The following is a 21,844-nucleotide window of genomic DNA, read 5'->3' as shown; positions in this document are numbered from 1 at the left end:
CAATCGTCCGGAAAAGCCGTTGCCAACAGCATTTCAATCATGTAAGGGATTCAGCGGATTTTTTGCCTTTTTTCCGCTCCCGGGTGATGTACTTGAATTTTAATACCGCCCAAAGCGGCGAAGCGATGAAGATCGACGAATAACAGCCGCAAATCAACCCGACGAACAAAGCGATCGTAAACGTGCGGATTTCCGTGCTCCCGAAGATCATCAAAGCGACGACCGTAAGCAAGACGGTCATGACGGTATTGATGGAACGCACAATCGTCTGGCGAATGCTCGTATTCACCAATTCCGCCAACTCATCAAACGTCTTGATCTTTTTCTTGCGCAGCCGCATGTTTTCACGGATGCGGTCGAACGTGACGATCGTATCGTTAATCGAATAGCCGATGATCGTGAGCACCGCGGCGATGAAGATGATGTTCACCTCGATGTGCAGGAGGCTGAAGACCGTAATGATGAAGAACGCGTCGTGCAACAGTGCGATGATCGCCGCGAGACCTTGCAAGAATTCAAAACGGATCCAAACGTACACGATGATGAAAAGGGAAGAAATGAGCACGGCCCAAAAAGCGTTTTTCGCCAAGTCGCGGCCGATCTGCGGCGACACTGTGCTCACGCTCGGGTCCACGCCGAACGCCTTTTTGAAGGCGGCTTTAACTTGGGCGACTTCCTGATGGTCTAACACCTTCGGCAAACGGACGCTCGCAATGTTATGTTCGCTGCCGGAAAGGGTCGGCCGTTCATACTTTAGACCCAAGTGATCCAAAGTGGCGGTCACTTTGTCAATGGATATGGCGTGTTTGGCCATGATATCCACCCGCGTGCCGCTCGCAAAATCGATGCCGAGATTGAGCCGTAAGAAGATCAAGCTGATGATCCCCAGTATGGTCAATGTGATGGACAGGCCGAAAAATATGTTGCGGTGTTTGACGAAATCAAAGGATTTAAAGCTCACGGATGTCACCCTTTCTCACACCGAACCACCCGGGTCTATGATCGAGGATGCGGCTTGAGACCCACAACCACGTCAAAAATCTCGCGAAAAAGACCGCCGTCAGGAAGCTGGCGAGAATGCTCACGATAAGCATGACCGCAAACCCTTTGACCGAACTTGTCCCATAAACGAACATGACAGCTCCGGCGATGATGGTCGTCAAGTTTGAGTCGAAAATCGTGGTAAAGGAACGATGGTTGCCGGCTTTAAAGGCCGAACGGACCGATTTGCCCCAACGGATTTCTTCTTTTATCCGTTCCAAGGTAATGATATTGGCATCGACCGCCATACCGACCCCGAGGATCAACGCGGCGATGCCCGGCAGCGTCAACACCGCTTGCAACCCGACAAAAACCGCGAGCACGAGCCAGATATATGCAATGAGCGCGATGTTGGCGATAAAGCCTCCAAAGCGATAGAACAGCAACATGAAAAGGAACACCGCCGCGATGCCAATGACGCCCGCGGTCACCGTTTTCGTCATCGCATGTTGCCCGAGCTGAGCGCCGACAGACGTCGAATAAACTTCCTTCATTTTGACCGGCAAAGCCCCGGCGTTTAAAAGCGCGGCGAGGTTTTTGGCTTCCTCCACGGAATCCAATCCGGTGATCATGATATCTTTTCGATCCAGTACCTCGTGGACTTGCGGCGCGGATATGTATGCTGGGTGGTCTTTCGTCGATTCATTTTGATACGACAGCCCCTTGTGCCAGTCCAGCCAGATGACCAGCACGTTGTTGGGCGGCGAGATGTTCAGCACCTCTTTTGTGATTTTCGCGAATTTCTCGGGGTGCTTGATTTTTAAAGCGACGACCGGCGCGTTCGTCGTGCTGTCAAATTCGACTTTCGCGCTTCCCGGGATGATTTCGGTTCCGTCCATCATCAAGCGGTCTTTATAATCCCGAAAGGTCAAATGGGCCGTGGTGGACAAGAGCTCTCTCGCTTTGGCCTGATCTTTGATGCCGGCCAATTGCACGCGAATTTGATGGCCGTTTTCGATGGAAATTTGCGGTTCGCTGACGCCCAGCGCATTGATCCGTCGGTTGATGGCCGCCACCGCTTCATGAAGCGTTTCAGAATTCGGCTTTTTTCCATCGATCGTGGTCACATTGTAGAGCACTTCGAAACCGCCCTGGAGATCCAGGCCCAGCTTTATATTATTAATAATCGGTTTCGTCGTAAAACCGATGACGACAGCCAATATGACCAAAATCAAGAAAAAAGCGGCAATCCTCCCCTTGAATATTTTAGATTTCTTGGCCATGCGCACTACCTCCTCATGGGTACCTGCAATAAGTTAATTATAGTGAGCTTGTTTTTTCGCTGTCAATAAAGGATAAGGCGCCGTTCTCTTAAGACCCCACAGCGATGCTCCGTTATTTCAAAAATACTTTTTAAATTTCGGGTTTCAAAAAAAAAAGAGGCGCGGCGGCTTGTCTAAAAGCCCTAAAATTATATATCAAATGATTCTAAGGAACCGGCCTCCCGGAACATTTCCATGCGGATTTTGTTCATGTAATCGTTGATGGAAAGCCGCATCACGCGGCTGACGATCCGATGCAGGCGCGGTTCTTCTTTGGCTTTTTCCAGCTGTTCCTTTATAAACGCCCACAATTCGTCGGCGGTCAACCGCTCGAGCCCCAAAAATCGAAATTCTTCCAGCTTGCTTGTGATAAACGGTTCGATTTTATGACGCCATTCATCGTAAATGCTCGGCTCACTGCTCAAATCGTTTCACCCCGTAACCTCTGGTGTCCCACAACTTTCCGCAAAAAGCCAAACGGCAAGACAACCTTTTTTACAAATATAACATAAAACGAAAGCCGCCGACAGAGGAAAGCGTTTTCTCGGATCGCTTGTCATGCTTGACCAAGCATCGGGCATATACTTTTTTAGGACAGAGACAATGCCTCGCGGAACTCACGCCTGAGCGCGCCGTGGAAAGCAGGGGGTATCGAATGGAAAAACAAACCTTTCTTCGCGGAGCCTTCATCCTCATGATCGCCGGAATGGTGACCAAGATTTTGGGCGTCGCCAACCGCATCGTGTTGGCGCGAATCATCGGTGAAGAAGGCATGGGGCTCTATATGATGGCCTATCCGACGCTTCTCTTTACCGTCGCGCTGACGCAATTGGGCCTTCCGACCGCGATTTCCAAGATGGTCGCGGAAGCGCAAGCCGTCGATGACCGGCGCAAAATCAAACGCGTCTTGACGGTATCGTTAGCGGTCGTCGGCGCGCTCAGCGTTTTGTTTACGACGGCCTTGATGATCGGCGCCCCCCTCGTTTCCAAAATCCTCTTTACCGATGAACGAACGGTTTACCCGCTCCTCGCGATCGCTCCGGTCATCCCGATCGTCGGCGTCGCATCGGTCGTGCGCGGCTATTTTCAAGGCATGCAGAACATGACGCCGTACGCGTGGTCCATGGTGATCGAACAGATCGTGCGCATCACCCTCGTCGCCTGGTTTTCGACGGCGCTGCTTCCGTACGGCATTGAATATGCCGCCGCCGGCGCGATGATTTCGGGCATCATCGGCGAACTCATCTCCCTTTTATTTATGCTCGGCGTTTTTAAAGCGCGGAAAAAAATCCGGATTCGAAAGCAGTTTTGGCGCTATCTCGGAAAAGGGAAGACCACATTTTATCAGTTGATGAACATCGCGTTGCCGACGACCGCCAGCCGCCTCATCGGTTCATTTTCTTATTTTCTCGAACCGATCGTCGTCGCGCAAAGCCTGGCGTTCGCCGGGCTGTCTGCCGCCGCCGCCACCAAACAATACGGGGAGCTCGCCGGATTGGCGATCCCGTTGCTCACGCTGCCGAGCTTCATCACCCACTCCTTGTACGTCTCGCTCGTGCCGACCGTGAGCGAAGCCGCCGCCAATAAACGAACGGACGTCATTCACTATCGCGTCAATCAAGCATTAAAAATCGCGATGATCGCCGGCGGGCTTTCGATCGTCATCTCTTATGTATACGCCGAGCCGCTCATGACGCTGCTTTACCACTCGCCAAAATCGGCGGTTTACGTCTTGGCCATGGCCCCCTTTTTCATCCTGTTTTATTTTCAATCCCCGCTCGCCGCCGTCTTGCAGGCGCTGGATCTCGCCAAAGCGGCCATGTTGAACAGCCTGATAGGCGCCGTCGTCAAGATCTTGACCATTTTCGCCCTCGCCAGCCGGCCGGAACTCGGGATCATGGGCGCCGCGCTCGGTTACGCGATCAACGTCGTGCTCGTCACCTTGCTCAATCTCGCTTCCGTGGTCAAATCGATCGGTTTTCGTCTCGTTGTGTGGGATTATGTGAAAGGCGCCGCCGCGATGTTGGCGACTGGGGCGTTCGGCCTTTATGGTTCGAAGCATTGGTTCACGGCGTGGAAACTGCTTCCGCGCACCGCTCTGCTGATCGCCGCCACAGCGGGATTCTATCTCATTCTCATCATCGCCGTCCGGCTCGTGACCAAAAAAGAGTTTGAACATTTTCCGGTGATCGGCAAGTGGATCGCCTAATCGCCCGAACATGAAGCCCGGCAACGCATGGGCTTGTCAGCGGCGAAAGGGGAAAAGATCCATACGCGCACCGATCGGTTTCCCTTAAGCGTCTTCTAAATCAGTCGAACGTGAATAAGCTTTAATTAGAAAATCCGAATGTTTCAGGAGGTGTCCGGTGTGGCGAAACGGCTGTTTATCGCGTGCAGTTTCGGCATGGTCATCAGCTTCATTCTCATTCTGATCGCGGCGTTCTTCTTGACCTCGATTTTAAAATGGAGCTCGCTGTCGGAGGCGTCGCTCACCCCGCTCTCCATGATGATTCTCTCGCTCATCGCGCTCTTCATCGGCGGCATGACCGCCGGAGCCAAAATGAAAGAAAGAGGTTTGGTCACGGGCGCCTGCACGGGCCTCTTCTACTCCGCCGTCATTTATCTCGTCCTGTTTCTCGGATTTGACCGCACGCTCGCCGCCTCGCAAATGGCCGCAGTGGTGGCGAACACCGCCGTCACGGCCATGGGCGGCATCATCGGCGTCAATCTTTTCGTCAAAAAATAAATGCGTCCCTCGGGTGGAGGGGCGCATTTTGCCGTGAGATGATGAAAGGATCCGCCTTGAGCAGGCGACGAATGCCGATGCGGAGCCCGTTTATTCGGACTCCTTCGCACCGCCCTTGCTTTCGTCTTCCTTCGCTTTGTCTTTTTCGTGGGGATTCGCGCGCTTCTGAATCACTTCGCGAATCGCCGTGCGGTCGAACGTCAGCCTGGCCGTGCCGTTGCACTTGAGCGTCACTTTGTTGTCTTCGATGGCGTCAATCGTGCCGTGCAGGCCGCCGATCGTGACCACCTTGTCGCCCTTCGCCAAATTCGCCTGCATTTGCGCGGTTTCTTTCTGCCGCTTTTGCTGCGGGCGAATGAACAGGAAGTAGAAAATGACGAAGAACACGACCAACACGATGAGTGAAGAGTATTGTCCTGACAAGCCTTTACCCTCCTTTATGAGTAAATTTAGAAATTCTTAGCATCCGGTTTGTTGAAGCCGTATTGTTCAAAAAAGGCTTCTTTGAAATCGAGCAAGCGGTCCTCGCGAATGGCCTCGCGGACACGCTCCATCAATTTTAACAAAAAATAAAGATTATGGTAAGTGGTGAGCCGAAGTCCGAACGTTTCATTGGCCTTCACGAGGTGGCGGATGTAGGCACGCGTATAGTTTTGGCAGACATAGCAATCGCAATTTTCATCGATCGGGCGATAGTCGCGCGCATACTCGGCGTTGCGGACCACAAGCCGCCCGGTCGACGTCATGCACGTGCCGTTGCGGGCAATTCTTGTCGGCAGCACGCAATCGAACATGTCGATGCCGCGGATCGCCCCTTCGATCAAAGCGTCGGGCGAACCGACGCCCATGAGGTAGCGCGGTTTGTCTTCCGGCAGCAACGGCGTCGTAAATTCCAACGTTTCATACATCAAATGCTTCGGTTCGCCAACCGACAAGCCACCGACGGCATAGCCGGGAAAATCCAAGGAGGTTAAGTCCCGCGCGCTCATTTTCCGCAAATCTTCATGAACGCCGCCTTGAACGATCGCGAAAAGCGCCTGGCGGTCGGGATGGCGGTTCGCCTTCAGGCATCGCTCCGCCCACCGGCTCGTCCGCTCGACCGACTTCTTCAGATAATCGCGGTCGGCGGGATACGGCGGACATTCATCCAGCGCCATCATGATGTCCGAGCCGAGGGCGTTTTGGATGTGGACCGCTTTTTCAGGCGACAAAAACATCTTTTCGCCGTTCAAATGATTGCGAAAATGCACGCCCGCCTCTTCGATTTCGCGCAAATCGCTCAGGCTGAACACTTGAAATCCGCCGGAATCGGTCAGTATGCCGCGGTCCCAGTTCATGAAACGGTGCAGGCCGCCCGCTTCTTCCACGATGTCTTCTCCGGGCCGCAGCCAAAGGTGATAAGTATTGGATAAGATGACGCCGGCGCCGATCGCCTTCAATTCTTCCGGGCTCATCGTTTTCACCGTCGCCAGCGTGCCGACGGGCATAAACATCGGTGTGTCGAACGTGCCGTGCGGCGTATGAAGACGCCCGAGCCGGGCGCCCGACTGCTTGCACACCTTGATCAGTTCATAAGTCACCGGTGCTGTCGTCATAAGCTTTGGTTCCTTTCTGTGATAAACATGGCGTCGCCGAAACTGAAAAAGCGGTAGCGCTCTTTGACCGCTTCCCGATAGGCGTCCATGACAAACGCCCGGCCGGCAAAAGCGCACACGAGCATGATCAACGTCGATTTCGGCAGGTGAAAGTTCGTGATGAATCCGTCCACGCCTTTGTATCGGTATCCCGGATAGATGAAAATGTCCGTCCAGCCGGATGCCGCTTTAAACCGGCCGTCATTTTCCGTGGCGATCGTCTCGAGCGTCCGGATGACCGTCGTGCCGACGGCGTAAATCTTTTTCCCCGCCGCGCGCGCGGCATTTAATGTCTCGGCGGCCTCCTCGCTCATCCGATAAAATTCCGCATGCATGTCGTGCTCTTCCACGCGCTCGACCGTCACCGGCCGGAACGTCCCGAGTCCGACGTGGAGCGTGATGAATACGAGTTTCACGCCCTTATTTTGAATGCGTTCGAGGAGTTCCTCCGTAAAATGCAGGCCGGCCGTCGGGGCCGCCGCCGAGCCTTCGTGCTTGGCGTACACCGTCTGGTAGCGCTCTTTATCTTCCAGTTTCTCCCGAATGTACGGGGGAAGCGGCATCTGTCCGAGCTCGTCCAGAATTTCGTTAAAAATCCCCTCATATTTAAACCGGAGCACCCGCCGGCCTTCATCGAAGGTTTCGATGCATTCCGCTTCCATGGCCCCGTCGCCGAAATCAATGACCGTGCCTTTTTTCAGGCGTTTGGCCGGTTTGGCGAGGCATTCCCAGTCGTCCCCGTCCAGCCGCCGCAACAGCAACACTTCGATATTGGCGCCCGTGTCTTTTTTGACGCCGTACAAACGGGCCGGAATGACGCGCGTATCGTTCAAGACGAGGCAGTCCCCGGGTTGCAGATATTCCAAGATGTCGGGAAAGCGCCGGTGTTCGATGCGCTTCTCGTTCGGATGGAGCACCATGAGCCTCGACGCGGACCGGTCGGGCAGCGGCGTTTGCGCGATCAATTCTTCAGGCAAGTCGAAATCAAACAAGTTCACGTCCATGGCAGACACCTCTGGTTGTTATAACGAAAGCGACGGATGACATCGGCCGTCGATTTAACGAAAGCGATTGATGAGATAGAAGATCAAGGACAGGACGACGCTGATGACGATGGAAGTGACGATCGGAAAGTAAAACACCGTATTCCCCTTGCGGATCACGATGTCGCCGGGAAGGCGTCCGATGATCTGCCATAGTGCGCCGATGACGAACAAAACGACGGCCATGGCCATGAGCACCTTTCCGAAATCAGTCATCTTCGATCGACCTCTCCATCCCGAAATGTTCATAACCGCGGCGCGTCACGATGCGGCCGCGCGGCGTCCTCTGCAAAAAGCCGATTTGCAGAAGATAGGGTTCGTAGACGTCCTCAATGGTTTGCGGCTCTTCCCCGACGGCGGCCGCGATCGTGTCCAGGCCGACCGGACCGCCCCCGAATTTGGTCATGATGGTGACGAGCAAACGGTGATCCACATGATCGAGGCCGAGCTCATCGACCTGTAAACGGCGGAGCGCCTCGCGCGCGACCTCCAAGTGAATGACGGATTCGCCCGCCACTTGGGCGAAATCGCGCACGCGCCGGAGCAGGCGATTGGCGATGCGCGGCGTGCCGCGCGAGCGCCGGGCGATTTCACGGGCGGCGTCCGGAGCGATCGCGGTCTGAAAGACGCCGGCCGTTCGCGTAATGATCTCCGCCAGTTCTTCCGGCTCATAAAATTCGAGGCGTGCGGTGACGCCAAAGCGATCGCGCAGGGGCGGCGACAATGCGCCCGCCCGCGTCGTCGCCCCGACCAGCGTAAACGGCGGCAAATCCAGGCGCACGGATCGGGCCGTTTCTCCGCTTCCGAGCACGATGTCCAGGCAAAAATCTTCCATCGCCGGATACAGTACTTCTTCGATCGCACGCGGTAGGCGATGAATTTCATCGATGAACAGCACATCCCCGGGCTGCAAAGAGGAAAGCAGGGCGGCGAGATCGCCGGGACGCTCGATCGCCGGCCCCGACGTCGTCCGGATGCCTGCGCCCATCTCTTCGGCGATGATCATGGAAAGCGTCGTTTTGCCGAGCCCGGGCGGACCGTACAAAAGGACGTGATCGAGAGGTTCCTTGCGTTGTTTCGCCGCTTCGATAAATACCGCCAGATTTTCCTTCACCTTTTCTTGACCGATGTAATCGGCCAATCGCTTGGGGCGGATGGAACGTTCCAGCATCTCTTCACCGGGTTCCGATTCTTGAGAGACTATGCGTTCGTTCGCCAAATCCGCCACCCTCCCTTATTGATTCAACATCAAACGCAAAGCTTTGCGCACATACTCATCGGTCGCAAGCGGTTCGCCTTCCAATTCCGGCAGGATGCGCCGGATCTCTTTATCCGAATAACCGAGAGCATAGAGCGCCTGAACGGCATCATCCAGCGCCCGATTGGTTTCCGCCGGCTGGACGCCCGCTTGCTCGGCCGTTCCGACGCGGCCGAGCTTTCCTTTCAAATCAAGGATCATTTGCCGGGCGGTCTTTTTTCCGACGCCGGGAAATTTCGTCAAAAACCGCTCGTCTTCATTTTCAATGGCCGCCGCGACCCGTCCCGGTTCTCCGGAAGCCACAATGGCGAGCGCTCCTTTCGGGCCGATGCCGGAAACGCTCAACAGGTGAATGAAAAGGTCGCGTTCTTCTCTCGTCTTAAAACCGTATAAATGGATTGCGTCTTCGCGAACGTATTGATAGGTAAACACGGTGAGCTCGGCCCCGATCGGTAGAAACGAATAAGGATTCGGGCAGTAAATCAAATAGCCGATGCCGCCGTTGTCCACGACGATATAGGCGCTCGTCACATCCGAAAGCGTTCCGCGAATGTATTCGATCAAATCGCTATCCCCCACAGCACTCTGCAGCAACTTTATCGCAACCCGAGGACGTGGACGGCGCCGCGCCCAAGCGGCGGTTGCGATCGCTCTTCTTTACTAGAAACACTTCAACATCCATCATACCATAATCCGACGAACGGGAAAAACTTGGGCAGTTGATCCCCTGATCAGGACGCGGCCGCTTTCCGCCGCTGGTGGCGCGCGCAAGCGACCGTTTCCAACGGTGCGAACCGCGCCGCGCTCTTCCGGAAGCATGAAAAAAGCCCCGGCATCGGGGCGGATGGTTCGAGGCTTACGAAAACGATTTGTTCAATGTCGCGGCGCGATTCGTCTCGAGCGCGCTCACGTCAATCTGAAAAAACGTTTGAATCGGTCGGTGTCGGAGCGTCCTGTTATGGAGGCTGAGAACCCGTCCGCTTTCCAAACCAATAATGGCCGCGGTTTCGGTCACGGGCGACGGCGCGTCGACTCTTTTATTCAAAAAGACTTCATTTCCCGAGCACTTCCGGACATGAAAGCCGCGATATTTGCTTTGGACATCGTCGATCGCGATGACGTGCCCATCGATCACTCGTTCAACCGAAATGCCGTCGGCATAGGTGGTCTTGAGATGGATCCGGACGGTCTCCGGCTTTTGCACCCGCACCGACCCGGACACCGCATGTTCCCGCACGTGAAGTTTGGCGCACGCCGGGACTTTCGTATTCGCCAAGGCCGTCCCGCCGCCAAAAAGCTCGACGCCGAGCGAAACGGCGGCAAGGAGGAGCGCCAAAAGACAACGATAAATCATAACAAAATCACCCCTTAGTGGGAGGATCGTAAAATTTTATTTGTATTATCCCCCGACCAAGAGATGATTATGATAAAAGATTAATTCATGTTGTGATAAATGTCTTGAACATCATCGAGGCTTTCTAAAGCGTCGATCAGTTTTTCCATTTTCGCGGCGTCCTCTTCAGACAACGACGCGGTCGTTTTCGGCACCATGGTCAATTCGGCGTCTTCGACCGGATATTGCTTTTCGCGAAGCGCATCGCGAACGGCGCGGTACGCTTCCGGTTCCGTCGTGATGATATAAACGTCATCTTCGGTTTCCATTTCTTCGGCGCCGGCTTCCAACGCGTCCAACATGAGTTGATCTTCATCGACGTCGTTTTTGGCGACGGTGATGACGCCTTTTTTGTCAAACATAAACGCCACGCATCCGCTCTCTCCCAAGTTTCCGCCGTGTTTGGAAAAAGCGTGGCGGATTTCGGAAGCCGAACGGTTTTTATTGTCCGTCAACACGTCGACCATCACGGCCACCCCGCCCGGTCCATAGCCTTCATACGTGATTTCCTCATACGACACGCCGTCGAGGTTTCCCGTCGCTTTTTTTATGGCCCGCTCAATGTTTTCGTTCGGCATGTTCACCGCGCGGGCTTTTTCAATAGCCGTGCGAAGGGCGGGGTTGCTGTCCGGATCACCGCCGCCCTCTTTTGCGGCAGTAAAAATATCTTTGCTCATTTTCATGAAAAGTCGACCGCGCTTGGCATCTTGCGCGCTTTTGCGGTGTTGTATATTTTTCCATTTCGAATGTCCGGCCATTCTGACTCTCCCTCTCATCAACAAATTCATCCACATTATAACACATCTTCCCCTCGGAAGAAGGAGCCGGCAGACAACCCGCGACGGATGGAAGGTACAACACTTTTTTCCAAAATAAACTTGTTTTTGGAACAATAAATAAGACAGGCTGAAAGCCTGCCTTCGATCTAACGGCTGTTATTTTGAAAAGGGCGTTTAATGGCATTGCCGATGTCGTTAAGTATGCCTTTAACGTCCGAGCGAACTTCCCTTCCGGGCGCCGTCCCGTTATCCATGCGGTCGTTGACGTCCATAATTCTTCTCACGATGTTCCGATCGGTCACCACGCGCACTTGTTTGTCGCGAACCAGGCTTTTGGTGACCGCCCGAACTTGTTCATCCAAGGTTTGCGTGTTTTGCACGTTGTCCTCGGGGATGACGCCGACGACGACGGTGTTGCCATTAATGAGCACGCTCGCGTCCTTCACGTCTTTCAAGCGGCTGACCTGACTGGCAATCCGTCTGGCGGTGGCATTATCCCATTGAAAGCTGTTATCGGTCACGTCATTATTCCTTACGACGTTGTCTCTGCCATTGCGCACATACGGGCGGTTTTGGGCGTAGTTGTTATCCGGGACGAGATCCGGGCCCGCCCGATCGGTGTAATAGCCGACATTTCGGACGCCGCGGTTGGCATTATCGCGATCGTACGTCGTGCCGCACGCCGTCGTGAAGCTTACAACCATCATGGCGGTTGACAAAATCGCCATCGTTCTTTTCATTCTGATGCCCCCTTTCATCCATTAGCATGTGTGGCGCCAAGACCGCTTAAACTGACAGATGCAGGGGGCAATGCTAAAAATACACATGGCATTCATCCAAGCAACGGAACGAACCGCATAGAAAGAAAAAACGACCTTTCGTCGTCACGAATGGTCGTTGTCGTCAGGATTTTTGGGCGGCTGATCATACGGTCCGGCAACGCCGTACCCGTACCAACCGAATTCACCATTATCCGAATAATCCGTATACCTGTAAAGATTGGAGGCGGCTGGGTAACCCGACGGCATAGGGAACGCGCCGTAATATTGCGGATAGTAATACCCGTAAACCGGCTGCCCATAAGGGGTCGGATAATAACCGCCGGAATAATCATAACCCGCATGACAGCCGCACGGATACCCTTGATAACCGTAAGACGGCGCGTATGGACTCGCAACCGGCGCGTAACCGGATGGATACGGGGCGGGATATGGCTGCGGTCCGTAATCCGATGAAGGGGAATAAGCAGGTTCCGGATAATACGCGGAAGGGGAGACCGGGGCGCTGGGCGACCCATAGGTGAGATCCCACGGCTTTTCATCTTCCTTGCCCGTCGGCTCTTGGACGTCCTTCTTCGGGGCGATCATGTTTGGAAACGGCTCTTCCATCATCGGAATGTTTTGATATTGCCCGGGATTGATTTCAGGCCCCGGTGCGTTCCATTCGCCATCCATAAGCGGAATGGAAGGAGCGAGGATTTCCGTCGGTTTGTATTTCACCTCGTCAGGCAACATCTTGCCGATCGCCGGCCCCTCCTTCTTCGGTTCCGCTTTTTCTTTAACGCTTTTCGGAGCGACGGGCGCCGTCTCTTTGACCGCCTCTTTCTTCATGTGGATCGGCGCTTCTTTCTTGGCGGCGATGGGCGCCTCTTTCTTGGCTTTGACCGGCGCCTCTTTGGGGATTTCTTTCTTGACGTTCATCGGCGCTTCCTTGGGCATCTCTTTCTTGACGTTGATTGGTGCCTCTTTGGGCAGCTCTTTCTTGACCTTTATCGGCGCCTCTTTGGGCATTTCTTTCTTTTTGACAGGCTTCGATCCCGTCGGTACCTTGATTTTCATGCCGGGCATAATATTGTCGGGGTTGGTCAACTGCGGATTCATCTTGAGTAAATCAGACAAGACGATCCCGTGCTTTTTCGCGATCAGCGACAGGGTATCGCCTTTTTGCACCACATAAATTTTCAAATCGAGATCCCTCCCGCACTATTTCAGTACATTATATGGAGTTCTTGGGCGTCTTGCCACTTTTGGAGGGATCTTTTTTTAGGCTAATTGACGAATTCGAATTCAAAATCCAAAATCCGCACCGTATCCCCGTCTTCGATGCCGTGTTCGCGAAGGGCGTCATCCACACCCATTCTCCTCAGCGCGCGGGCAAAACGGCGCACCGATTCATCGCGGTTAAAATCCGTCATCCGAAATAAACGCTCAACGGCCGCGCCTTTAACGACAAAGGCGCCGTCGTCATCCTTCATGATCTCAAATTTCGGTTCTTTTTCCGCGAATTTGTAGACCGCGCCTTGCCCGTCTTCCACGTGGATCGGGAACGTCGGCGTCCGTTCCACCAGATCGGCGACATGAGCGAGAAGCGCCGTCAGCCCCGTCCTCGTCAAAGCCGAAATCGGATAAATCGGAATCGAATCGTCGTTCAGCTTTTCTTTAAAGGCCCTTAAATTTTCCTCGGCTCCGGGCATGTCCATTTTGTTGGCCGCTATGACTTGAGGCCGCTCCAATAGCCGCCATTCATATTGCCGCAACTCTTCATTGATTTTGACGAAATCCTCGTACGGATCCCTGCCTTCCGTCGCGGCCATGTCGATGACGTGAACGATCACCCTCGTCCGTTCAATGTGCCGCAAAAATTGGTGGCCGAGACCGGCGCCTTGGTGCGCGCCTTCGATGAGGCCGGGCAGATCCGCAATGACAAAGCTGCGGCCGTCCTCTAAAGAGACGACGCCGAGATTCGGCACGATCGTCGTGAAATGATAGGCGGCGATTTTCGGTTTGGCGGAGGAGACGACCGAAAGCAACGTCGATTTGCCGACGCTTGGAAATCCGACAAGCCCGACGTCGGCCAGCAATTTCAACTCGAGCGTCACTTCGCGTTCTTCGCCCGGTTCCCCGTTTTCCGCATGGCGGGGCGCCGGATTGGCGGGTGTAGCAAATCGGGCGTTGCCGCGCCCGCCGCGGCCGCCCCGGGCGATCACGGCGCGTTCGCCGTGCTTCGTCAGATCGGCGAGCAGGGCGCCCGTGTTGCGATCGTAGACGACGGTTCCCGGAGGAACGCGGACGACGAGATCCTTTGCGTTTTTTCCGTGTTGGTTTTTCGGACCGCCGTTCTCGCCGCGGTCGGCTTTAAAATGCTTTTGATAGCGAAAATCCATGAGCGTCCTTAATCCCTCATCGACAACAAAGACGACATCCCCGCCTTTGCCGCCGTCACCGCCGGCCGGACCGCCGTTCGGAACGTATTTTTCCCGGCGAAAAGCGACGATGCCGTTGCCGCCGTCTCCTCCCTTGACATAAATGTTCACTTGATCGACAAACATGTGCATCACCTCGTCGGACGTCAAACCGCGAAAACGAACACGGCGCATCGAGTTTGCATATATTTTTCAACCAGACGGAGCGTTTGATTCAGACGGTCAAGCCGCTCTTCAATCGGGAAAAAGTCGCGGATTTCTCCCGTGAAACGGAGCGCGAGAAACGACCGGCCGCCGTCGCTTTTGATCGAAAACGTCAACACGTGGTTACCAAAAGGCGCAACGGACCGTTCGAACGCATCGATCATGGCTTGGACAAAATCGGTCAAGTCGTCGTCGAGCGCCGACCAATCGGCTTCGCTATCCACGGCTTCAATCTCCAAGCGCAAGGGCCGCGACTTCCAATTGTACGTCAGCAGAAGCGCGGCCAGCTTCGGCGCGTTCAAATTCGTTAATCTCGCTTCCTGTTTTGCCCTTTCGATGATGTCGTCAATGATTTGTTCGGCGCGGTCATATTTTTTTAAAGACAGATTGGCCTTCAGCAGATGCAATTGGTTCATCCACTCGTGACGCAGCGATCGGATCAATTCCACAATTTGCCGCTCCGGCTTTTCCATTGGTGTCGACTCCCAATCCTTACTTTATATCATGATAACGCATCGGGACGGATATTGAAACCGCCATTCCGCGCCGTCAAGCCGCTTCCGTTCACTAAAAAAACCAGCCGTTGGGCTGGTTTTTTTCTCGATCATGCTTCTTTGGCCACGGGGTAAACGCTCACCCGTTTTTTGTTGCGTCCGAAACGTTCAAAACGGACGATGCCGTCCACTTTGGCGTACAGCGTATCGTCGCCGCCGCGGCCGACGTTTTTACCCGGATAGATCTTCGTGCCGCGTTGGCGGTACAAAATCGATCCGCCGGTCACGAATTGGCCGTCCGCTCGCTTCGCCCCGAGGCGTTTGGAAATGGAGTCTCGCCCGTTTTTCGTGCTGCCGACCCCTTTTTTCGTCGCAAAAAATTGCAAATCAAGCTTCAACACGGCGTCCACCTCCTTCAATCCGTCACTTTGATATGTTCGCCGTAGGTATTCTCTATGGTCTTGAGCGCGACCAACATGCCTTCGAGAAGCAGTTCGGCTTTTTCCCGCGCGCCGGGGTCCGAAACTTGATCGGTGAGCCCGCAGCGGAGATAACCGCCGTCGTCGGCAATGTCGATGAGCGGATCAAATCCGCACAGCGCTTCAATCGCATTCACCGTTCCGACGGAGACCGCCGACACCCCCGCGCAGACGAGATCAAATCCGTATGGCCCGGCTCCGGCATGACCTTTGACGGTCACCGTCCGGATGCGGCCCTGATCATCGCGCTCCGCCTTGACGCGAATCATCGCGACCAACCTTACGCGTTGATTTTTTCAACAGTGACTTTCGTGTACGGTTGGCGGTGGCCTTGTTTGCGGCGATAGTTTTTACGACGCTTAAATTTGAAAACGACGATTTTTTCGCCGCGTCCGTGTTCAACGACTTTGGCCGTCACCGAAGCGCCTTCGACATAAGGCGTGCCGACTTTAACGTCGTCGCCGGAGACGAAGAGCACTTTATCGAACGTGACGGTTTCACCGGCCTCCGCATTCAACTTTTCAACGATCAGGGTTTGTCCTTCTTCAACCTTCAGCTGTTTCCCGCCGGTCTCAATGATGGCGTACATATAGGCACCTCCTCAATGACTCAGACTCGCCGGCATCGGGCGGCATCACGCGCTTTAAAGCCCTTACCGTGCGGTTGGAGCGGGTGCTCCGACAGACTAACAATGTTATGCTATCATACCGAAGGACGCTGTGTCAATCTCTCGGCCGAACAGACGGGAGATCATTCTCATATCCCTTCACCCTTCGCCGGATGCTATGATGCGGGCGATTTTTTTGACCCGTTTTCCGCCAGGCGGCCCGGCCGCTGGCGTCTGCACGAGCCGAAGGCGGCTGATGACGCCGATCTATCGGAACAAGTCTCCGACGCGCTGGCCGTTGAAGCGCCCTGAAAAAAAGGCGTCCAGAAACGCGGGTTCCTCAATGGTGTGCATAAAACCGTATCCCCTCACTTTGATGCAGTGCGTGGCATCTTTGTAAAATTGATCAAAAACACGCCAAAAAGGCGCCTCGGCGGGAACCGTGATCGTTCTGGGCGGCCCGGATGCGCTCCCGCTCCGATTCCAGCGGGCGAGCAAAAATCGCAAGAAGATGTAGCGCTGGTCCGCCCACTCTTTATAAATGGAAAAGGCGAGAAAGCCGCCGATCAACATGAAATTGACGGAATATGGCGCCTTTAACGCCATCCAGGCCGTAAGCGCGCCGAGCATCAAGGCGCTCCCAACGAGCGTGAAGCGATACGCGCGCCGGTATGGGAAGGCTCTTGATAACACAAGTAACATCAGCTTGCCGCCGTCCAGCGGCCAGACGGGAAGCATATTGAAAGCGAGAATCATCCAGTTCCGGTCCATGAATAGCGCGTGGTTCTCCGGATTCCAAAAAGGCGTCAAGCAGAGCAGGAACGAGACGGCCGGCAGCCAGAGATGCTGCAGGGGACCGGAAAGGGTGACGATCAATTCCTCACTTAACGGTCTCGTCCCGACTTCATCGACCTTCATCACGCCTCCGAACGGGAGCAATTCAATCGAGGCCACCCGCCAATGGAAAGCCTTGGCCGCCGCGAAGTGACCGGCCTCGTGCAGGATGACGATAAAAAAAACCGCCGCGACTTCATAAAAGCGACCGGTCAAAACGCCCGCGCCGAGAACGATCCAAAAGACCGGATGAAAGCGGATCGCAGGCAACGGCGGCCATTTAATCAAAAGAGATCACCTGGATCGGATCGACGAACCGATCCTTTTCCTTGAGCGCGAAATAAAAGAGGCCGTTCGATTTCCCGCTTTCGTTCGTCACCTTTCCGAGCTTTTGCCCCTTTTTGACAAACTCGTATACCTTGACGTCCGCCTGTGACAACTTTCCATACCATGATTCGGCGCCATTGGAATGGCGGATGACCACTGTCCGGCCGATGCCTTCTTTATTTTCAACGGAGACGACAAATCCGCTGTCGATCGCCTCGACCTCGGCGTTCTTGACGGTTTCGACGTAAACCCCCTTCGTCGCATCCGAAAAGCCTTTGGTCACCGTGCCGTTCACCGGGACCGCGAATTGCGACGCCGCGTTCTTGACGTCACCGCCGTCTTTTTCGTTAAACGGAAAAATGGTGAGCGGTTCGCCGAACGCCCGTTCATACCAATCGGAAACCTTGGCGAAATTGAGATCTTCCTCCAGCGCATAGCGCATGGCGGTCTGGACGCTCGGATAGACATCGGCGTACGATTTTTCAAAAAGGGCGACGGCGAGGACGATCATCCCCGATAACAAACATTTGATGAGCCATTTTTGGGCAAAATCAAGCGGTCGGCGGGGGACATCCGGCTCGCGCACGGCGGCCGCGGGAACCGCGGGTCTCGTTCCAGCGCGCCCGGCCAAACGACGGTGCCTTTCCTTATGGCGTCTTCTGATTTCATCGATCCGCGACATCTTCCATCATCCTCTTGCGGAAGTCCTTTACAAAAATTTATGATCGCGTCGGACAAGTTATGCCATCGCTCCGCAAAAGAGGGCTTCATAAGGTTCCAACCCAAGGGGACGGGTTTCCGCCATAAACAAAGGAAGATGGCAAACGAGCCGGGCGAATGGACGCACTTGTTCGGTACGGGGGCGGGGCCGAGGAAAGCCGTCTCCTTTGCGCTTCATTCCGGGGCGGGCATCTCGGCCCTCAAAACAACAAAAAAGACTCCCCTTCACGGGAGTCTTTTCCGAAATCAGCGCATGCCGAGGAGCTGTTTAACTTTCTTGAAGAAGCCTTTGTTTTCATCCAGAGACATGAGCGGCACCGATTCGCCCAAAATGCGGCGGGCGATGTTGCGGTAGGCCATCGCGGCCCGCGATGACGGTTGGAGGGCGATCGGTTCGCCTTTATTGGAAGCGGCGATCACTTCTTCATCATCCACGACAATGCCGAGCAAATCGATCGACAAGACGTCCATGATATCGTCGATATCGATCATGCCGCCCGATTTGATCATATGGCTGCGGACGCGATTGATAATCAGTTTTGGGGGAGCGATGTGCTCTTCCTTCTCAATCAACCCGATGATGCGGTCGGCATCGCGCACCGCCGACGTCTCGGGCGTCGTGACGACGATCGCTTGATCGGCGCCCGAGATGGCATTTCGGAAACCTTGCTCAATGCCTGCCGGGCAATCGATGAGCACGTAGTCAAAGTCCCTCTTCAATTCCTCGACGATTTTGGCCATCTGTTCGGGGCGGACGGCCGATTTATCTTTCGATTGCGAGGCGGGCAAAAGGCGCAAATCATCGAAACGCTTGTCCTTGATCAACGTTTGGCTCAGTTTGCACCGCCCTTCAACCGCATCGACGAGGTCGTAAATAATTCGATTTTCCAGCCCCATCACGACATCCAAATTGCGCAAGCCGATATCCGTGTCGACCAAACAAACCTTTTTCCCCTGAAGGGCGAGCGCCGTCCCGATATTCGCGGTCGTCGTCGTTTTGCCGACACCGCCTTTGCCCGATGTGATGACGATGGCTTCCCCCATGCTTATTTCACCCCTTCATACGACATCCTGGCGAGTCCGTGAAACCTTTTGATGTACGATTGCAGGCGGTCAACGGCAATCCGCCCGGTATTCGGATCCACATAGGCGCATTCCATATAACGGCCTTCCTGTTCGACCACATCCGCCGATCGGCTGAAGACCGATCCGATTTTCAGTTGTGTCGGCTTCATCAAAGAGCTGACGATGACTTTATCAGACGCGCCGTCGGCCCCCGCATGCGCGATGCCGCGAAGCGCGCCCATTATGTATATGTTGCCGCAGGCGACGACTTGTCCGCCGGGATTGACGTCCCCGATCACGAGCAGATCGCCGGGAGCTTCCAACACTTGACCCGAACGGACGGTCTGCCTCACCTGCAGCAGCGACTGCCTCCGCAACCGCTCATCACATTCCTCGACCGTCATGACGTTGGACGTGATCTCTTCAACAACCAACATTTTTTCGGAACGGATGATGGCCTGGATTTCTTCGCGTTGGGCCGGATCAAGATAGCGGTTGCCCGCCTCCACTTTTACCGACAATAGCGGCCCGTCTGAATAGTGTTGGCGGCGTTCGGACAGCCTCGCTTTCAATTCCTCGAGAAGATCATGATAGGCGCATTGATCGTCCAGTTTCAGAACAAGTCCGTCCTTTTTGCCCATGATCATTACAAGCGGCCGTTTGTTAGTCATGGCTGGTTTCACCTCAAATGACGTACTCTCATGCAGCTCGGGGCGGATCGCGCAAACGGCCCGGACCATGAAACGCGTTTGGGGCGACTTCGTACAAGGAGGCCTTGACACGCCGGGGTCGATCCTGCTGTACAAAACGGTGTGCAGACCGGGTTTATGAGGCTGCCCGGACCCGGCGCTTCTCCTCATGATAATTCATTCGACGCGCCCAAGGGGATTTCCTTTAAATGCTGAGACGCTTCTTCCACCCTCGCGATCGATGAAGCGCTGGACGTTGTTTCAACGCGCCATCAACCGTCGATTTTATGCGACCGCATCGACACAAGCATGCGGCGGAACGGGTAGAAAATAAGAATGAGGAAGGCGCCGTTTAACACCAAAGTCGGAACGAGCCGCCATTGAAGAAAGTGGTCCAATGGCTCCGGCGCTTTGCCGATCAAACCATAAATGCCGTAGACCTCGAATTCCAGGCACGCCGCCGCCAAGATGCCGATCAGAACGACAACGACGAGATAAAGATGAAAGATTCGCGAAAGCAACGAAAATAAATAGCCGGTGAGCGCGATGCAGAACGCGTACACGCCGAGCACGTTCGTATAGACGACATCGATCAAAAAACCGAAGGTCAAGCCGTACCAGACCGCACGGGTGCGGTCGTAAAAAAGTCCGATTAAAAGGATCGCGATCAGGACAAAATGGGGAATAGCTGAAAAATGCCAACCGAACCAAGCCGGGGAAAAGACTTGCATGACGGTCCCCTGTAAAAGGAACAGGACAAAGAGAATGAAAAAAAGCTTGACCTCTCTCACTTTGCAGCATCCCCCGAGCCGGAAGACGACACCGCGGTTCTTTCGATGATGTCGACATAATCGATGGCATTGAAATCAGCCGACGGTTTGACCTCGGCAATTTTGGTCAGCCCGTACTCGTCCGGCTTGACCGAGACGACTTCGCCGATCAATAACCCTTCAGGATAGACACCGCCAAGACCGGACGTCGTCACTTTGTCACCTTTCTTCACCTTTTTATCAATGGGAATTTTTTCAAACATCAAGACGTTTTTATCGGCATTATAGCCTTCAATCATGCCGTAAGCTCGCTCATTCTTATTGACGACGGCCGCTGAAATCTGATTGCTCTCGGACGGGTCGGTGATGAGCGTAACGACACTCGTCAACTGGCTGACGGCGGTCACTTTGCCGATAAAATAGCCTTCCGGTGTCACGACCGCCATCCCCTTCTGGATGCCCTGTTGCGCGCCCTTGTCCACCGTGATCATTTTGTTCCACTCGTCGAAGGAGCGGCCGATGACGAGCGCGGGACGGGCTTTATAATCCAGCAACGAACCAATCTTGAGCTGCTTTTCCAAACTTTGGAATTCTTGGTTGAGCACTTGATATTTCGCTTGCAACGCGGCGTAGTCTTTTAATTGCGCTTTTAATTTTTTGTTTTCTTTGTAAACGCTTTTGATCTCAGAAATGTTCTCAAAGAGACCCGCTACGTATTGAGCGGGTCTGTTAAATATAAACTCGGCGCCCCCGACCGTGTCGTGAATGAATTGTTCCGGCCAAGTCAGCCTGGCGCGCTCCTTCATGGAAAAGCCGATGAGCGCGACGAGGACGATCAAACTCGTTAAAAGGATGATTAATTTTTTATTTGAAAAGAACGGCGGCATGTAAGACACCTACTTACGATCACTTGGATCAGGATCTTGAAGTAATGCCTTTTTTCGACCGGAACATCGGCAGGCTTTCCAGCGCGCGTCCCGTCCCGATGGCAACGCAATCCAGGGGATTGTCCGCGATGATGACCGGCATTTTCGTCTCTTCGCTCAAGACCCTGTCAAGGTTGCGCAACAGCGCGCCGCCACCCGTCAGGACGATGCCGCGATCCATGATGTCGGCGGCGAGTTCCGGCGGCGTTTTTTTTTCCAGCGTGATCTTCACCGCCTCGATGATTTGGTTGACCGTATCGCTCAACGCTTCGGCGACTTCATCCGACGTAATGTTGATCGTCTTGGGCAGACCCGTCAAAAGATCCCGCCCGCGTATCTCCATGCTTTCCGTCTGATCGGGTTTGCCTGCC

General features: G+C 54.4%; 25 protein-coding genes, 1 pseudogene and 1 other annotated feature. Of the genes and pseudogenes, 2 read left to right on the top strand and 24 right to left on the bottom strand.

Annotation, left to right across the window (positions count from 1 at the left end):
* Positions 1-37: 37 nt before the first annotated feature.
* A pseudogene (gene secD / locus CCB157_RS03860) lies at positions 38-2,264 on the bottom strand (protein translocase subunit SecD).
* Positions 2,265-2,452: 188 nt separating this feature from the next.
* Positions 2,453-2,728 (bottom strand): post-transcriptional regulator, encoded by a 276-nt coding sequence (locus CCB157_RS03855; RefSeq protein WP_238594584.1) that lies wholly within the window; start codon positions 2,726-2,728, stop codon positions 2,453-2,455.
* Positions 2,729-2,958: 230 nt separating this feature from the next.
* On the opposite strand from CCB157_RS03855, the gene spoVB reads away from it, so the two are divergent.
* Together spoVB and CCB157_RS03845 are read left to right on the top strand one after the other, a co-directional pair.
* Positions 2,959-4,512: a stage V sporulation protein B gene (gene spoVB / locus CCB157_RS03850; protein WP_077614615.1), complete on the top strand. Its 1,554-nt coding sequence runs from the start codon at positions 2,959-2,961 to the stop codon at positions 4,510-4,512.
* 159 nt (positions 4,513-4,671) lie between these two features.
* A complete protein-coding gene (locus CCB157_RS03845) occupies positions 4,672-5,049 on the top strand; it encodes a TIGR04086 family membrane protein (RefSeq protein ID WP_158077190.1) in 378 nt (125 codons plus the stop codon).
* 90 nt (positions 5,050-5,139) lie between these two features.
* Here the strand turns inward: CCB157_RS03845 and yajC are convergent, their stop codons facing one another.
* From yajC to CCB157_RS03735, 22 genes are all read right to left on the bottom strand, one after another.
* The gene (yajC, locus tag CCB157_RS03840; RefSeq protein ID WP_077614613.1) at positions 5,140-5,472 is read right to left on the bottom strand and encodes a preprotein translocase subunit YajC; all 333 of its coding nucleotides are present in this window, start codon (positions 5,470-5,472) and stop codon (positions 5,140-5,142) included.
* Positions 5,473-5,498: 26 nt separating this feature from the next.
* Positions 5,499-6,644 carry a tRNA guanosine(34) transglycosylase Tgt gene (gene tgt / locus CCB157_RS03835; RefSeq protein ID WP_077614612.1) on the bottom strand — a complete coding sequence of 382 codons (1,146 nt, stop codon included), beginning with the start codon at positions 6,642-6,644 and terminating at the stop codon, positions 5,499-5,501.
* On the bottom strand, positions 6,641-7,687 hold the full coding sequence (gene queA, locus CCB157_RS03830; RefSeq protein ID WP_077614611.1) for a tRNA preQ1(34) S-adenosylmethionine ribosyltransferase-isomerase QueA: 1,047 nt from the start codon (positions 7,685-7,687) through the stop codon (positions 6,641-6,643). The genes tgt and queA overlap by 4 nt, the downstream gene beginning before the upstream one ends.
* 54 nt (positions 7,688-7,741) lie before the next feature.
* Positions 7,742-7,942, bottom strand: coding sequence for a DUF2905 domain-containing protein (locus CCB157_RS03825; protein WP_077614610.1), 201 nt, complete (start codon positions 7,940-7,942; stop codon positions 7,742-7,744).
* Positions 7,935-8,897 carry a Holliday junction branch migration DNA helicase RuvB gene (gene ruvB, locus CCB157_RS03820; protein ID WP_077614681.1) on the bottom strand — a complete coding sequence of 321 codons (963 nt, stop codon included), beginning with the start codon at positions 8,895-8,897 and terminating at the stop codon, positions 7,935-7,937. The genes CCB157_RS03825 and ruvB overlap by 8 nt, the downstream gene beginning before the upstream one ends.
* Before the next feature lie 63 nt (positions 8,898-8,960).
* On the bottom strand, positions 8,961-9,548 hold the full coding sequence (ruvA, locus tag CCB157_RS03815) for a Holliday junction branch migration protein RuvA (RefSeq protein ID WP_077614609.1): 588 nt from the start codon (positions 9,546-9,548) through the stop codon (positions 8,961-8,963).
* A 292-nt stretch (positions 9,549-9,840) separates the two neighbouring features.
* Positions 9,841-10,338: a BofC C-terminal domain-containing protein gene (locus CCB157_RS03810; protein ID WP_077614608.1), complete on the bottom strand. Its 498-nt coding sequence runs from the start codon at positions 10,336-10,338 to the stop codon at positions 9,841-9,843.
* An 80-nt stretch (positions 10,339-10,418) separates the two neighbouring features.
* Positions 10,419-11,135: a YebC/PmpR family DNA-binding transcriptional regulator gene (locus tag CCB157_RS03805; protein ID WP_077614607.1), complete on the bottom strand. Its 717-nt coding sequence runs from the start codon at positions 11,133-11,135 to the stop codon at positions 10,419-10,421.
* Positions 11,136-11,302: 167 nt separating this feature from the next.
* Positions 11,303-11,896 carry a YhcN/YlaJ family sporulation lipoprotein gene (locus tag CCB157_RS03800; RefSeq protein WP_158077189.1) on the bottom strand — a complete coding sequence of 198 codons (594 nt, stop codon included), beginning with the start codon at positions 11,894-11,896 and terminating at the stop codon, positions 11,303-11,305.
* Positions 11,897-12,040: 144 nt separating this feature from the next.
* A complete protein-coding gene (locus CCB157_RS03795; RefSeq protein WP_077614605.1) occupies positions 12,041-13,120 on the bottom strand; it encodes a LysM peptidoglycan-binding domain-containing protein in 1,080 nt (359 codons plus the stop codon).
* Between the two features lie 83 nt (positions 13,121-13,203).
* Positions 13,204-14,484 (bottom strand): GTPase ObgE, encoded by a 1,281-nt coding sequence (obgE, locus tag CCB157_RS03790; protein ID WP_077614604.1) that lies wholly within the window; start codon positions 14,482-14,484, stop codon positions 13,204-13,206.
* 20 nt (positions 14,485-14,504) lie between these two features.
* Positions 14,505-15,035, bottom strand: a complete 531-nt coding sequence (locus CCB157_RS03785; RefSeq protein ID WP_077614603.1) for a Spo0B C-terminal domain-containing protein — start codon at positions 15,033-15,035, stop codon at positions 14,505-14,507.
* A gap of 131 nt (positions 15,036-15,166) precedes the next feature.
* On the bottom strand, positions 15,167-15,457 hold the full coding sequence (rpmA, locus tag CCB157_RS03780) for a 50S ribosomal protein L27 (protein WP_077614602.1): 291 nt from the start codon (positions 15,455-15,457) through the stop codon (positions 15,167-15,169).
* Positions 15,458-15,471: 14 nt separating this feature from the next.
* Positions 15,472-15,804 (bottom strand): ribosomal-processing cysteine protease Prp, encoded by a 333-nt coding sequence (locus tag CCB157_RS03775; protein ID WP_077614601.1) that lies wholly within the window; start codon positions 15,802-15,804, stop codon positions 15,472-15,474.
* A gap of 11 nt (positions 15,805-15,815) precedes the next feature.
* Positions 15,816-16,124: a 50S ribosomal protein L21 gene (rplU, locus tag CCB157_RS03770; RefSeq protein WP_077614600.1), complete on the bottom strand. Its 309-nt coding sequence runs from the start codon at positions 16,122-16,124 to the stop codon at positions 15,816-15,818.
* 12 nt (positions 16,125-16,136) lie between these two features.
* Positions 16,137-16,210, bottom strand: a sequence feature (ribosomal protein L21 leader region).
* 199 nt (positions 16,211-16,409) lie between these two features.
* Entirely contained in the window at positions 16,410-17,264 is an 855-nt protein-coding gene (locus CCB157_RS03765) for a site-2 protease family protein (protein ID WP_077614599.1), read from the bottom strand.
* Positions 17,257-17,985 carry a M23 family metallopeptidase gene (locus tag CCB157_RS03760; protein WP_077614598.1) on the bottom strand — a complete coding sequence of 243 codons (729 nt, stop codon included), beginning with the start codon at positions 17,983-17,985 and terminating at the stop codon, positions 17,257-17,259. The genes CCB157_RS03765 and CCB157_RS03760 overlap by 8 nt, the downstream gene beginning before the upstream one ends.
* 284 nt (positions 17,986-18,269) lie before the next feature.
* On the bottom strand, positions 18,270-19,067 hold the full coding sequence (gene minD / locus CCB157_RS03755; protein WP_077614597.1) for a septum site-determining protein MinD: 798 nt from the start codon (positions 19,065-19,067) through the stop codon (positions 18,270-18,272).
* Positions 19,068-19,069: 2 nt separating this feature from the next.
* Positions 19,070-19,759 (bottom strand): septum site-determining protein MinC, encoded by a 690-nt coding sequence (minC, locus tag CCB157_RS03750; protein ID WP_077614596.1) that lies wholly within the window; start codon positions 19,757-19,759, stop codon positions 19,070-19,072.
* 290 nt (positions 19,760-20,049) lie between these two features.
* Positions 20,050-20,568: a rod shape-determining protein MreD gene (gene mreD, locus CCB157_RS03745; RefSeq protein ID WP_077614595.1), complete on the bottom strand. Its 519-nt coding sequence runs from the start codon at positions 20,566-20,568 to the stop codon at positions 20,050-20,052.
* Entirely contained in the window at positions 20,565-21,434 is an 870-nt protein-coding gene (gene mreC / locus CCB157_RS03740; RefSeq protein WP_077614594.1) for a rod shape-determining protein MreC, read from the bottom strand. Before mreC ends, mreD begins: the two co-directional genes overlap by 4 nt.
* Positions 21,435-21,462: 28 nt before the next feature.
* Positions 21,463-21,844: rod shape-determining protein (locus CCB157_RS03735; protein WP_193432248.1), on the bottom strand; the 382-nt coding region annotated here is incomplete at its 5' end.

The sequence above is a fragment of the Caenibacillus caldisaponilyticus genome (assembly GCF_002003465.1).
In the GTDB taxonomy this organism is placed as follows: domain Bacteria; phylum Bacillota; class Bacilli; order Bacillales; family Sporolactobacillaceae; genus Caenibacillus; species Caenibacillus caldisaponilyticus.
This window is presented reverse-complemented; position numbering and strand designations above follow the sequence as displayed.

Bases quoted from the DNA above. Each gene is read 5' to 3' on its own strand.
- spoVB (WP_077614615.1), top strand. From the start codon at position 2,959: ATGGAAAAACAAACCTTTCTTCGCGGAGCCTTCATCCTCATGATCGCC.
- tgt (WP_077614612.1), bottom strand. From the start codon at position 6,644: ATGACGACAGCACCGGTGACTTATGAACTGATCAAGGTGTGCAAGCAG.
- queA (WP_077614611.1), bottom strand. From the start codon at position 7,687: ATGGACGTGAACTTGTTTGATTTCGACTTGCCTGAAGAATTGATCGCG.
- CCB157_RS03825 (WP_077614610.1), bottom strand. From the start codon at position 7,942: ATGACTGATTTCGGAAAGGTGCTCATGGCCATGGCCGTCGTTTTGTTC.
- ruvB (WP_077614681.1), bottom strand. From the start codon at position 8,897: ATGCTGGAACGTTCCATCCGCCCCAAGCGATTGGCCGATTACATCGGT.
- CCB157_RS03810 (WP_077614608.1), bottom strand. From the start codon at position 10,338: ATGATTTATCGTTGTCTTTTGGCGCTCCTCCTTGCCGCCGTTTCGCTC.
- CCB157_RS03805 (WP_077614607.1), bottom strand. From the start codon at position 11,135: ATGGCCGGACATTCGAAATGGAAAAATATACAACACCGCAAAAGCGCG.
- CCB157_RS03800 (WP_158077189.1), bottom strand. From the start codon at position 11,896: ATGAAAAGAACGATGGCGATTTTGTCAACCGCCATGATGGTTGTAAGC.
- obgE (WP_077614604.1), bottom strand. From the start codon at position 14,484: ATGTTTGTCGATCAAGTGAACATTTATGTCAAGGGAGGAGACGGCGGC.
- CCB157_RS03785 (WP_077614603.1), bottom strand. From the start codon at position 15,035: ATGGAAAAGCCGGAGCGGCAAATTGTGGAATTGATCCGATCGCTGCGT.
- CCB157_RS03775 (WP_077614601.1), bottom strand. From the start codon at position 15,804: ATGATTCGCGTCAAGGCGGAGCGCGATGATCAGGGCCGCATCCGGACG.
- rplU (WP_077614600.1), bottom strand. From the start codon at position 16,124: ATGTACGCCATCATTGAGACCGGCGGGAAACAGCTGAAGGTTGAAGAA.
- CCB157_RS03760 (WP_077614598.1), bottom strand. From the start codon at position 17,985: ATGTCGCGGATCGATGAAATCAGAAGACGCCATAAGGAAAGGCACCGT.
- minD (WP_077614597.1), bottom strand. From the start codon at position 19,067: ATGGGGGAAGCCATCGTCATCACATCGGGCAAAGGCGGTGTCGGCAAA.
- minC (WP_077614596.1), bottom strand. From the start codon at position 19,759: ATGACTAACAAACGGCCGCTTGTAATGATCATGGGCAAAAAGGACGGA.
- mreC (WP_077614594.1), bottom strand. From the start codon at position 21,434: ATGCCGCCGTTCTTTTCAAATAAAAAATTAATCATCCTTTTAACGAGT.